General features: G+C 74.6%; 9 protein-coding genes. 4 read left to right on the top strand and 5 right to left on the bottom strand.

All coding sequences use genetic code 11. The features are described from left to right. The first annotated feature begins 25 nt into the window (after positions 1–25). Genes DQE82_RS24015 through DQE82_RS24000 form a run of 4 tightly spaced genes read left to right on the top strand, consistent with a single transcriptional unit; the run spans position 26 to position 6,316 of the window. A complete protein-coding gene (locus DQE82_RS24015; RefSeq protein WP_069089687.1) occupies positions 26–1,342 on the top strand; it encodes a low temperature requirement protein A in 1,317 nt (438 codons plus the stop codon). 51 nt (positions 1,343–1,393) lie between these two features. Next, entirely contained in the window at positions 1,394–4,504 is a 3,111-nt protein-coding gene (locus DQE82_RS24010; RefSeq protein ID WP_113974073.1) for a BTAD domain-containing putative transcriptional regulator, read from the top strand. Between the two features lie 58 nt (positions 4,505–4,562). After that, complete coding sequence (locus tag DQE82_RS24005) at positions 4,563–5,537, top strand: ATP-binding cassette domain-containing protein (protein WP_113974071.1); 975 nt, start codon at positions 4,563–4,565, stop codon at positions 5,535–5,537. Further along, positions 5,534–6,316 carry an ABC transporter permease gene (locus tag DQE82_RS24000; protein ID WP_113974069.1) on the top strand — a complete coding sequence of 261 codons (783 nt, stop codon included), beginning with the start codon at positions 5,534–5,536 and terminating at the stop codon, positions 6,314–6,316. The genes DQE82_RS24005 and DQE82_RS24000 overlap by 4 nt, the downstream gene beginning before the upstream one ends. Positions 6,317–6,733: 417 nt before the next feature. Here DQE82_RS24000 and DQE82_RS23995 read toward each other — a convergent pair whose 3' ends face one another. Genes DQE82_RS23995 through DQE82_RS23975 form a run of 5 tightly spaced genes read right to left on the bottom strand, consistent with a single transcriptional unit; the run spans position 6,734 to position 12,332 of the window. After that, positions 6,734–8,068 carry a glutamate mutase L gene (locus tag DQE82_RS23995; protein WP_113974067.1) on the bottom strand — a complete coding sequence of 445 codons (1,335 nt, stop codon included), beginning with the start codon at positions 8,066–8,068 and terminating at the stop codon, positions 6,734–6,736. Then, complete coding sequence (locus tag DQE82_RS23990) at positions 8,065–8,457, bottom strand: hotdog domain-containing protein (protein WP_043324122.1); 393 nt, start codon at positions 8,455–8,457, stop codon at positions 8,065–8,067. Before DQE82_RS23990 ends, DQE82_RS23995 begins: the two co-directional genes overlap by 4 nt. Then, positions 8,454–9,209 carry an OAM dimerization domain-containing protein gene (locus DQE82_RS23985; protein WP_043324123.1) on the bottom strand — a complete coding sequence of 252 codons (756 nt, stop codon included), beginning with the start codon at positions 9,207–9,209 and terminating at the stop codon, positions 8,454–8,456. The genes DQE82_RS23990 and DQE82_RS23985 overlap by 4 nt, the downstream gene beginning before the upstream one ends. Then, entirely contained in the window at positions 9,202–10,764 is a 1,563-nt protein-coding gene (locus tag DQE82_RS23980; protein ID WP_043324125.1) for a lysine 5,6-aminomutase subunit alpha, read from the bottom strand. The genes DQE82_RS23985 and DQE82_RS23980 overlap by 8 nt, the downstream gene beginning before the upstream one ends. Further along, positions 10,761–12,332: an amidohydrolase gene (locus DQE82_RS23975; RefSeq protein ID WP_113974065.1), complete on the bottom strand. Its 1,572-nt coding sequence runs from the start codon at positions 12,330–12,332 to the stop codon at positions 10,761–10,763. Before DQE82_RS23975 ends, DQE82_RS23980 begins: the two co-directional genes overlap by 4 nt. Positions 12,333–12,335 lie beyond the last annotated feature (3 nt).

Below are 12,335 nucleotides of genomic sequence, written 5' to 3'. Positions count from 1 at the left end.
GCCTCGGTGGGCGGGGCCCGCTGCCATGCTCGGCAGCATGAACGCTGAGCGGGGACGGGGTCGTGTCCTGCCGACCGCGCCCGGCTCGCGCGTCACCCGGGTGGAGTTGTTCTACGACCTGGTGTTCGTGTTCGCGTTCCTGAACGTCACGAACGTCCTCTCCGAAACCCTGAGCGGCAGGTCGTTGCTGGCGGGACTGCTGTTGCTGTTGCTGCTGTGGTGGTGCTGGGTGTCCTTCGCCGCCCTGGGCAACGTCGTCCGCACCGACCAGGGGGTGATGCCGCTTGTCGGCTCGGTGACGGTGGCCGCGCTGTTCGTGCTGACGCTGAGCACACCGTCGGCGTTCGCCGAGGAGCAGGCGCAGCAGCAGTCCGGTCCGCCCGGTCTGGTCTTGTTCGCCTGCTGCTACCTCATCATCCGGGCGGCCCAGGTGCTGGTGTTCCTGGCCCGCAGCAGCCGCCGCGGACGGACCGCCCTGCGCCTCGGTCTCCCACCGCTGACCAGCGTGGCGTTGATCCTCGCCACCAAGGCACTGCCCGAGTCACCCCAGCAGCCATGGGCGAGGTGGCTGCCGCTGGCGCTGTGGCTGGCCGCGGTCTGCGTCGAGTACACCTCCGGGGGCCTCGCCCCCAGCGCCGGGCTGACAGTCGTGTCCGCCGCCCACTGGGCCGAGCGATACGCGCTGATCCTGCTCATCGCGCTCGGCGAGTCGATCATTTCGCTCGGGCTGGGACCGAAGCTGAGCGCCGGCTTGCCGGCCACGTGGCCGGTGATCGTGGCGTCGGTGCTCGGCGTCACCATCATCGCGTCCCTGTGGTGGCTGTACTTCGACACTCTGGCACCCGCGCTGGAGCAGCGGCTGCATCGCACCCGCGACGTCCGGGCACGAGCGGCGCTCGCCCGCGACGCCTACGCCTACCTGCACCTGCCGCTGATCACCGGGATCATCCTGTTCGCCCTCGGGCTCAAGCGCTACCTCACCGTCATCTCCCACCCGCACGGCGATCCCTGGTGGGAACACGCCGCCGAGCTGGACAGCCGGGTGCTGTTCGCCGGGGTGGTCATCTACATGTTGGGACTGCTGGCGCTGGCGGTGCGGGCGACCCAACGGATTCCGGCGGTCGCCACCTGTGTGGTGCTCGTGCTGGCGGTGGGGCTGCCGTGGGCGGGCCGGCTGCCGGTGGTGGCCGCTCTGGCGATCCTGGCGGCGGTCAGCGTCTTCCTGGTGCTGTTCGGTCTGCGCGCGGGTGACCCGTGGCGTCGTCAGGTGCGCCGGACCGCGTTGGACGAGCAGGTCGCCGCCGAGCGGGAGCAGTCCGAATGGCGCCGGCGTCACCTGTGACCGGCGGGTGGGGAGTGTGGGCGGTACCGGCGACAGGCGACAATCGGGCCCATGCGGTTCGGTGTGCTCGGCGCGACCCAGGCGTACGCGGCCGACGGCAGCGCGCTCCCGGTCGCCGGTGAGCGGCTGCGTGCCCTGCTGGTGCTGCTGCTGCTCGACGCCGACCGCACGGTGCCGCCGCGGCGGCTCATCGACGGCGTCTACGGCGACCGGCCGCCGGAGCAGGCCGCGAACGCGTTGCAGTCGCAGGTGTCGCGGCTGCGGCGGCTGCTGCCCGGGGCGCGCATCGAGTTCGGTCCGGCCGGTTACCGGCTGGCCGTCGACCCGCAGCGGGTGGATGTGCACCGGTTCACCCGGCTGGCCGGGGCGGGACGGGCGGCGCTGGCCGACGGTGATCCGCGCGGCGCGGCGGCGCTGCTGCGCGACGCGCTGGACCTGTGGCGCGGTGAACCCCTCGCGGATGTCGCCGGGGCGCCGTTCGCCGACGTCGAGGCGGCCCGGCTGCGCGAGCTGCGCCTGGCGGCGATCGAGGACCGGGTCGAGGCGGACCTGGCGCTCGCGCCGCCCGGGGCGCCGCTGATCGCCGAGCTGCGGACCCTGGTGGCGGCGCATCCGCTGCGGGAGCGGCTGCACGGTTTACTGATGCGCGCCCTGCACGGCGCGGGCAGCCGCGCCGAGGCCCTCGCCGCGTACGCCGACGCGCGCCGCGTGCTGGCCGAGGAGCTGGGCGCCGACCCGTCGGCGGAGCTGGTCGCGTTGCACGCCACGCTGCTGCGCGACGACCCCGCGCCGCCGGCGCGGCTGCCCGCCCCGCTGACCAGCTTCGTCGGCCGGGAACGGGAGTTGCGGCGCGTCGAGGAGCTGCTGGCCTCGGCGCGGCTGGTGACGTTGCACGGCCCCGGCGGCGCCGGGAAGACCCGGCTGGCCACCACCGCGGCGTCCCGGCACGACGGGCCGGTGTGCCTGGTGGAGCTGGCCGCTGTCGCGCCCGGCTCGCCTGTGGCGCCGGCGGTGCTGACCTCGCTGGACCTGCGCGACGCCGGGCTGCGGGCCCCGGGCGGGCCCCGGGACCTCACCGACCGGCTGGTGGCGGCGCTGGCCGGCCGGCGTCTGCTGCTGGTGCTGGACAACTGCGAGCACGTGATCGACGACGCGGCCCGGCTGGCCGCCCGGCTGCTCGCCGCCGCTCCCGGGCTGCGGGTGCTGGCCACCAGCCGGGAGCCGCTGGGCCTCACCGGTGAGGCACTGTGCCCGGTCGGTGGCCTGGCCGTACCGGACGCGCCGAGCGCACCGGAGACGGCGGCCGCGTACCCGGCGGTGCGGCTGTTCGCCGACCGGGCCGCCGACGTGGCGCCCGGGTTCACCCTCGACGCCGACACCACCCCGGCGGTGCTGCGGATCTGCCGTACCCTCGACGGGCTGCCGCTGGCCCTGGAGCTGGCCGCGGCGCGGCTGCGGGCCCTGCCGGTGACGCAGGTCGCGGCCCGCCTGGACGACCGGTTCCGGCTGCTGCGCCGCGGCGACCGCGCCGCCGCGCCCCGCCACCGCACGCTGGAGGCGGTGGTGGGGTGGAGCTGGGACCTGCTCGACGCCCCGGAGCGGCGGCTGGCCGCCCGGATGAGCGTGTTCGCCGGCGCCGCCGACCTGGCCGCCGTGCAGGCGGTGTGCGGCCCGGACGCCGCCGACGTCCTGGACACCCTCACCGGCCTGATCGACAAGTCGCTGGTGGAGGCCACCGGCGGGCGCTACCGGATGCTGGAGACGATCCGCGAGTTCACCGCCGCCCGGCTGGCCGAGCACGGCGAGACCGGGCGGATCCGCGACGCGCACGCCGCGTACTTCCTGGGTCTGGCGCAGGCCGGCGACGCGGGCCTGCGCGGCGGCGGCCAGGAGCGGTGGCTGCGCCGCCTCGACGCCGCCCGCGACGACCTGCACGCGGCGCTGCGCCACGCGGACACCGCGACCGGGCTGCGGCTGGTCGCGGCGCTGGCGTTCTACTGGTGGCTGCGGGGCCTGCGTGGGGAGGGCGCGGCGCCGGCCCGGCGGCTTGTCGACCGGCTCGGCGGCCCGCCCGACGGCCTGGCCGAGGAGTACGCGCTGGCCTTGCTGATCGCCACGCTCGCCGGCGGCGGCGACCGCAGCGAGGTCGACGCCGCGTCGCGGATCCTGTGGACCATGGCCCGGCCGCCCCGGCATCCGTTCCTGCTCTACCTGTCCGGCATGGCCAGCGGGCCCCCGTCGCCGCAGGACGCGGCGGCGCTGCACGAGCGGGCCGTCCGGGACCGGCTGCTCGGCGCCGACCCGTGGAGCCGGGCGCTGGGCCTGCTGGGCACCGCGATGGTCGGTCTGCTGCACGGCCGTCACGCCCAGGCCCACGCCGACCTCGACGGCGCGCTGGCCGGTTTCCGGGCGCTCGACGACCGCTGGGGCATGATCGTGACGCTGTCCACCCGCGCCGAGGCCGCCTACCGCACCGGTGACGTCGCGTCGGCGGCCGCGCCGATGGCCGAGGCGCTGGAGCTGGCCGAGCAGCTCGGCTCCACCCTGGACCTGGCGGAGCTGCTGCGGACCCGCGCCGACGGGAGGCTCGCCGCCGGTGACCTGACCGGCGCGGCCGAGGACTTCCGGCGGGTGCGGCGCATCGCCGGTCCGGCCGGCGCGCCGGAGCTGGTCGCCGCCGCGTACCTGGGGCTCGGCGAGATCGCCCGCCGCGACGGCGACCCGCGGCGCGCGCGGGCGTTGTGCGAACGGGCGGTCGCGCAGTGCCCGTCGGGCTGGTTCGGCGCCGATGTGGTGCGGCTCGCGGCGCTGGTGACGCTCGGGCAGCTCGCCGACGCCACCGGCGACCCGGCTACGGCCCGCGCCCACTACCGGCAGGTCCTCACCGCCGGCGTCGGTGTGTGGGACGTGCCGGTGGTGGCCGCCGCCGCGGACGGGCTGGCCGGGCCGCTGCTGCGCGACGGCGACCCCGAGTCGGCGGCCCGGCTGCTGGGCGCGGCGGCGGCGCTGCTGGCGGGCACCGGCGCGGCCGACGCCCCGGCCGGCACACCCACCGCCGTCGAGCTGCGGGAACACCTGGGTGAGGCGGCGTTCGCCACCGCGTACGCCGGGGGCGCGGACCTGCCCCGGCAGCGGGCGCTGGCGCTGGTCGACGGGCGCTGACCGGCCCGGTGCGCGCGCGGTGCGCGCCCGGTCAGCGGCACCGGTGACGCTTGCCGGCATGAGCGACGACACGACGGCCGTGCTGGCCGACGGGATACGAAAACGGTACGGACGCACCACCGCGCTGGACGGCTTCGACCTGGCCGTGCCGGCCGGCACGGTGTACGGGGTGCTGGGCCCCAACGGCGCCGGCAAGACCACTGCGGTGCGGATCCTCACCACGCTGCTGCGGTTCGACGCCGGCCGGGCCCGGGTGGCCGGGCACGACGTCGCCTCCGACCCGGACCGGGTGCGTGCGGCGATCAGCCTGACCGGGCAGTACGCGGCGGTCGACGAGGTGCTCAGCGGGCGGCAGAACCTGGTGCTGTTCGGGCGGCTGCGGCGGCTGTCCGCGCGGCGGGCCCGCGACCGCGCCGAGGAGCTGCTGGACCGGTTCGGGTTGACCGAGGCGGCGGACCGGTCGGCGGGCGGCTACTCCGGTGGGATGCGCCGCCGCCTGGATCTGGCGGCCAGCCTGGTGGTGCCGCCGCGGGTGCTGTTCCTCGACGAGCCGACCACCGGCCTGGACCCGCGCAGCCGCAACGGTCTGTGGTCGGCGGTGCGGGAACTGGTCGCCGACGGCACGACCGTGCTGTTGACCACCCAGTACCTGCAGGAGGCCGACCACCTCGCCGACCGGGTGTGCGTCATCGACTCCGGCCGGGTCGTGGCCGAGGGCACCCCGGAGCGGTTGAAGGCCCGCATCGGCGCGGACCGGCTGGAGCTGGTGGTCCGCGACGCGGCGGACCTGCCCACGGCGGCGGCGGTGGTGGAACGCGCCACCGGCGCGGCGGTGACGGTGGACGCGGAGCTGCGGCGCGTCGACGCGCCGGTGGCCGACCGGATCGCCGTGCTCATGACAGTGCTGCGGACCCTGGAGGACGCCGGGGTGGCGGTGGAGGACGTGCTGGTGCGCCGGCCGACGCTGGACGAGGCGTTCCTGCGCCTGACCGGCGGCCGGTTCGACGCGCAGCGGATGGAGGTGGCGTCGTGAGGGCGCTGACCGACGGGTGGCTGATGGCGGGCCGGAACATGCGGCACGTGGTCCGCGCCCCGGAGGAGATCATCATCTACTTCAGCCTGCCGATCATGTTCGTGCTGGTGTTCGGCTACGTGTTCGGCAGCGGCATGTCCGTGCCGGGCGGCGGCAACTACCGGGAGTTCCTGCTGCCCGGCGTGTTCGTGATGACGATGCTCTACGGGCTCGGCGCGACCGCGTCGGCGATCGCGGCGGACGCCGGCCGGGGCGTGGTGGACCGGTTCCGGTCACTGCCGATGGCCCGTTCGGCGCTGCTGTCCGGCCGCGCCGGCGCCGACCTGGTACGCGCGTGCCTGGAGATGACCACGCTGGTGGTGTGCGGGCTGCTGGTGGGCTGGCAGTGGCGCGACGGAGTCGGCCCGGCCCTGACGGCGGTGGCGCTGATCCTGCTGCTGCGCGTCGCGATGACCTGGGTGGGCATCCTGTTCGGGCTGCTCGTGCCGAACCCGGACACGGTCGCGGTGGTGGTGTTCCCGCTGGCGTTCCCGCTGACCGCCCTGTCCAACGTGTTCGTGGCGCCGGAGCTGATGCCGGACTGGCTGGGCGCGATCGCCGCGTGGAATCCGCTGTCGGCGACGGTGGCGGCGGCCCGGGACCTGTTCGGCAACCCGGGCCTGAGCGGGGACTCGTGGCCGGCCCGGCACGCGCTGGAACTGGCGGTCGCCTGGCCGCTGGCGCTGATCGCGGTGGCCGCGCCGGCGGCGGTGCGCCGCTACCGGCGGCTCGGCCGCTGACACGGGGAGCATCGGGGGGATGAAATCGGGGCGCGGCCGAAGCCGCGCCCCGATGCTCCCAGGCCCTTCCCGGCCGGTGGGGCGAAGACGATCAGCGCCGACCTTCGGACCGACCCGACGTGGACTGGCTGCCCCCGCCTGGCCGTTGTCTACTGGCCGTGCCTTTCACCTTGCCCGTACACCGGTAACCGCGGCCGGTTCGCGCCGCCCCGCCGACCCCCGCCCGCTGGACCTGGCCGCCGCAACCTTCCGGTCGCTCGGCCAGCGGACGAAGGGACGAAGCGAACAACAGCCGCTTCCCGTGGTAGGACTCAAAGACGGTACGGCGTAGACCCCCGCCGCTGTCAACCCACCCGGGCCTGTCGTGTGTTGCGACACGGCGTGTCGCGTCGGCGCGTCTCGATTCCTGAGCCTGCTTCAGGCGCCGAGGTGGTGCCGCAGCATCGCCGCCGCCGCACCCGGATGATCGTCGGCGAGCAACCCGGCGGCGGCCAGCACGTAGTCCACGTCGACGACCGGGCGGGCCGCCCGCGGCAACGCCCACCCGCCGGCGTGGTCGGTGAGCACCGCGTCGAGCACCGCCGCCGCGTCACCCGGGTCGGCGTGCCGTAGCACCCCGCCGGAGCCGACGAGCAGCTTCACCTCCCGCAGGTCCCGCCCGGCCCGCTCCCCCGTCGCCGCCCCACGCGCGTGCCGCCGCAGCGCCACCGTCGCCGCGAGGGCCGCGATGCGCCGGTCCACGGCCCGGTCGGCGTCACCGGCGGGCAGGAACCCCGGGTCGGCGGCCCGGACCGCCGCCGCGGCCGCCAGATCCGCCTCCTCGGCCGCGTCGAGCAGCCGCTCCTCGACCGCGGCACGCACCACACCCGGCGCGCTCCACCGCATGCCCAGGTCACCCTCGACGGTGCGGGCCCGCCACAGCGTCCCGGCGACCTCCTGGCTCGGGCCGCTGTCCCGCTCGTCGGGGGTGAGCACCGAGTACACGTCGGTGGTCGCGCCACCCACGTCCACCACCGCGAGGTCACCGCCGAGCGTCCCGGCGAGGACCTCCACGCCGGTCAGCACCGCGTCGGGGGTGGCGGCGCGGACCAGCCGCGCGAACCGCGTACCCCGGGACAGCTTCTTGCCGCCGATGACGTGCCGCAGGAACACCTCCCGGATCGCCGCCCGCGCCGACGCCGGCTCCAGCACCCCGATCCGGGGCAGCACGTTGTCCGCCACCGTCACCGGCACCCCCGCGCCGGCCAGCAGCGCGTGCAGCTCGTCGCGCACGTCGGCGTTGCCCGCCAGGACCACCGGCACCCGCAAGCGGGCCTTCGCCAGCCGCGTCGCGTTGTGCGTCACCGTCTCGAAGTCGCCGCCGTCGGTGCCGCCGACGAGCAGCACCACGTCCGGGCGGGCCGCCCGCAACGCCGCCACGTCCGCCCCGGACAACCGTCCCGCCGCCACGTGCACCACGTTCGCGCCCGCCGACAGACCGACCCGCCGGCCCGCCTGAGCGGTGACGAGGGGCTCGTAACCCACCACCGCCAGGCGCAGCCCACCCCCGGCCGACGAACACACGTACCAGGGCGCCTCAGCGACCCCGGCCGACGCGGTGGCCGCGCCGACCGCGGCGTCCAGGCCGTGCAGCACATCAGTGCCCACAGTGGTCGGCGCCGACGCCGCCGCGACCAGCCGGCCGCCGTCGAGGTCCACCACCGCCGCCTTCGTGTACGTCGACCCGACGTCCGCGCAGACGACGACGCTCATGGCCGTTGCGGGACGACCACCGTGCCGGTCGCGGTGACCGCCACGATCGGCTCGCCGAGCACCTCGGCGGCCGACTCGCCCTTGTCCGGGCGGCCCCGGCACACCACCGTCGCGGCGAAGTCGATGGTGCGGCTGCGGGTGCCCACCCGGGTCACCGTCGCCGTCACCTCCAGCACGTCACCGGCCTTCATCGGCGCCCGGAACTGCACATCCGCGTACGAGGCGAACAACCCCTCGTCGCCGTCGGTGCGGATGCACACCTCGGTCGCCACGTCCCCGAACAACCCCAGCGCGTACGCCCCGTCGACCAGGTTCCCCGCGTAGTGGGCGTGGGAGTACGGCACGTACCGGCGGTGGGTGACTGTCAGACCGACACGCGGATCGCTCATGCGACGTTCGCCTTCCTGGAAGTGATCAAAGCGTGGACGAGGTAACTGGCCACCTCGCCCGGAGTGGTGCCACGCCCGAAGATCCGGTCCACGCCCAGCTCGCCGGTCATCGTCTCGTCGAAGCGCGGCCCACCGACGATCAGCAGCGGCCGGCGCCCGGCCGGCATCGCCTCCCGGAACGCCGCCGACATCTCCCGCGTGTTGTGCAGATGCGCGTCGCGCTGCGTCACCACCTGCGACACCAGCACCGCGTCGGCGCGCTCCCGCCGGGCCGCCTCGACCAGCTCCGGCACGCTCACCTGCGCGCCCAGGTTCGTGACCTTCAACTCCCGGTAGTACTCCAGGCCCTTCTCCCCGGCGATGCCCTTGACGTTGAGGATCGCGTCGATGCCCACGGTGTGCGCGTCCGTGCCGATGCACGCGCCCACCACCGACAGCTTGCGGCGCAGCCGCCGCTTCACCACCGCGTTGACCTCCTTGGCCGACAGCAGCGGATAGTCACGCTCCACCACCTGCACCTTCGCCAGGTCCACCAGGTGGTTCACCCGCCCGTACACCACGAAGAACGTGAACCCGTCACCGATCGGTTTGGCGTGCACCAGCATCGCCGGGTCCATGCCCATCTTGTTCGCCAGCTGCACCGCCGCGCCCTCGGCCCGCTTGTCGTGCGGCACCGGCAACGTGAACGACACCTGCACCATGCCGTCACCGGTCGTGTCCCCGTACGGCCGCACAACCGTCTTCTCACTCATGGGGCTGCTCCAGGATCTCCGTGGCCGGGTTGTAGTAGTCCGCCTCGTGCCGGGCCACGCCGTCCAGGCCCTTCCCGCGGTCCGCCGGCCGCTTCATGATCCCGAACGTGCCCTCGGCGATCGCCGTCAGCAACGACTGGTCCCCGATGCGCTCCAGCAGATCCACCGCCTCACCGAGCACCCGGTGCGCCCGCGCCTGGATGAACCCGCCCGGCGCCGGCACGAAGTCCTCGTGCAACCCGCCCGCCGCGCCCAGCACGTACCGCACGTTCTGCAGCGCGATGTCCCGGTCCGACAGCCACGGCGTCACCACCGCCTCGGTCATCATCCCCACCAGCAGAATCCCCTGCCCGGTCATCGTGCCCACCAGGTTGAAGAACCCGTCCAGCAGGTTGCCCCGGAACACGTCACCGGTCATGTGCTTCGTCGGCGGCATCCACTTCAACGGCGCGTCCGGGAACAACTCCCGCGCCAGCAGCGCGTGCGCCAACTCCAACCGGAACGACTCCGGCACATCCGGGTTGATCTCGAACGCGTGCCCCAGCCCCAGCTGCCAGTCCGCCAGCCCCGCCTCGTGCGCGAAGAACTCGTTCAGCAACTGCGACACCGTCACCGTGTGCGCCTCGTCCACCGCGTCAGCGGTGGTCAGGTAGTTGTCCTCACCGGTGTTGATGATGATCCCCGCCCGCGCGTGCACCTGCCGCGAGAACCGCTGGTCCACGAACGTGCGGATCGGGTTGATGTCACGGAACAGAATCCCGTACATCGAGTCGTTGAGCATCATGTCCAGCCGCTCCAGGCCGGCCAGCGTCGCCATCTCCGGCATGCACAGACCCGACGCGTAGTTCGTCAACCGCACGTACCGGCCCAGCTCCTTCGACGTCTCGTCCAGCGCCGCCCGCATCAGCCGGAAGTTCTCCTGCGTCGCGTACGTGCCCGCGAACCCCTCCCGGGTCGCCCCCTCCGGCACGTAGTCCAGCAGCGACTGCCCCGTCGACCGGATCACCGCGATCACGTCAGCGCCGGCCCGCGCCGCCGCCTGCGCCTGCGGAATGTCCTCGTAGATGTCACCCGTCGCCACGATCAGGTAGATCCACGGCCGACGCGCCGGATCCCCGAACCGCTTCACCAAGCGGTCCCGCTCCGCGCGCCGCCGGTCGATGCTGCGGATCCCCGCCGCGACCGCCTTACGCGACGCCCGCCGCGCCGCCGTCGCCGCCTTCCCCGACGGCTGCGCGAACCGCACCGACCCGGCCGCCGCCTTCTGCGCCAGCAACGTCACATCGGCGATGCCCTCACGCGCCAGCGCGTCGAACACCGGCGCCGCCACCCCGTGCCCCAACCCGACGTCCGCGACCACCGCGTCGACGAGCCGGTTCACCCACGGAATACCGTCCGGGTCCGCGCCGGTCACCCCGGCCAGCCGCAGCACCGCCCGCTCCACCGACACCGTGGTGTGGCTACGCGCCAGATCCACCACCGGCTGCCCGGCCCGGCGCGCCAACTCCCGCGCCCGCGCCACCAACGCCGGATCCAGCCCAAGCTTCCCTGTCACGAAGACCCTTCCTGATAGATCACGTCACCGCGCAACACGGTGGCCCGGCACACCGGCAGCGGCGTCGGATCATCCGGCCCCCGCAACTCCGGATCCTCGGCCAGCACCACCGGCAGCCCCCGCTCCACGCCCGCCGGGGTGTCCCACACCGCGAACGTCGCCGGCGCCCCCAACGCCAGCACACCCTCGTTGTCCAGGTGCACCGCCCGCCACCCGCCGCGCGTGTGCGCCGCGAACGCCGCCCGCACACTCATCCGCTGCGCCGGGTTGTGGTGCGCCGCCGCCGCCCGCACCGAACCCCACGGATCCAGCGGCGTCACCGGCGAGTCCGACCCGAACGCCAACGCCACCCCGACCCCGTGCATAGCGCCCATCGGATTCGACTCCAGCGACCGCGCCAACCCCAGCCGCGACTCGTACATCCGGCCCGCGCCGCCCCACAACCTGTCGAACGCCGGCTGCATCGACGCCACGATCCCGTACTCCACGAACCCGGCGATCAACGCCTTGCTCATGATCTCCGCGTGCTCCACCCGGTGCCGCGCCGCCCGCAACCGGTCCACACCCAGCGACCGCGCCGCCAGCCCGAAACCCTCCAGCACCGTGCCGATCGCCGCGTCCCCGATCGCGTGGAACCCGCCCTGCAAGCCGTGCGCCGCACAGTCCAGCAGATGATCACGGACCTGCTCCGCCGACACGTACCCGTGCCCGCACGCCCCCGCCTCACCGTCCAGGTACGCCGCCGAAACGTGCGCCGTCCGCGAACCCAGCGCCCCGTCGGCGAACAGGTCACCACCCGCACCCACCGCGCCCAGCTCCCGGGCCTTCGCCGCACCCAGCAGCTCACCCCAGTACCCGTACACCTCCGGCACCCCGGCCCCCGAGATCGCCAGCAGCCCGGTGAAGTCCTCCTCGTCGGAAATGTCCGGCCCACCGCACTCGTGCACCGCCGCGACACCCAGCGACGCCGCGTGCGCCAGGGCCCGCCGCTGCGCCGCCACCCGCTGCGCCCGCGAAACCGACGCGAACGCCGCCGCCCGCACCACATGGTGCGCGTCGCGCCGCAACCACCCCGACGCCTCGTACCCGGCCGCCGACACCACCTCCGGGCACGCCGCCAGCAACGCCGCCGACACCAGCGCCGAATGGATCGACGCCTGCGACAGATACACCCGCCGCCCACCGGCCGCCCGGTCCAGCGCCGCCGCATCCGGCAACGCCGGATCCGCCCAGCCCGACTCGTCCCAGCCGTGCCCCAGCACCACCGCGTCACCCGGCAGACCCGCCGCGAACGCCGACACCGCCTCCAGCAGCCCACCCGCCGACCGCACCGCCGACAGATCAAGCCCCGACAACGCCAACCCGGTATCAGTCGCGTGCACGTGCGCGTCCACGAACGCCGGCGTCACCAGCGCACCGCCCAGCTCCACCACCCGGTCCGCCCGCGGCGCCTCCGCGTCCGTGCCCAACCAGGCGATCCGCCCGTCCCGCACCAGCAGCGCCGTCGCGCTCGGGTCGGCCGGACAGTGCAGCACTCCACCGCGATACAGCGTCGAGGGGTTCGTCATGGT

It is taken from the genome of Micromonospora sp. LHW51205 (assembly GCF_003315815.1).
GTDB lineage: Bacteria > Actinomycetota > Actinomycetes > Mycobacteriales > Micromonosporaceae > Micromonospora > Micromonospora chalcea.
This window is presented reverse-complemented; position numbering and strand designations above follow the sequence as displayed.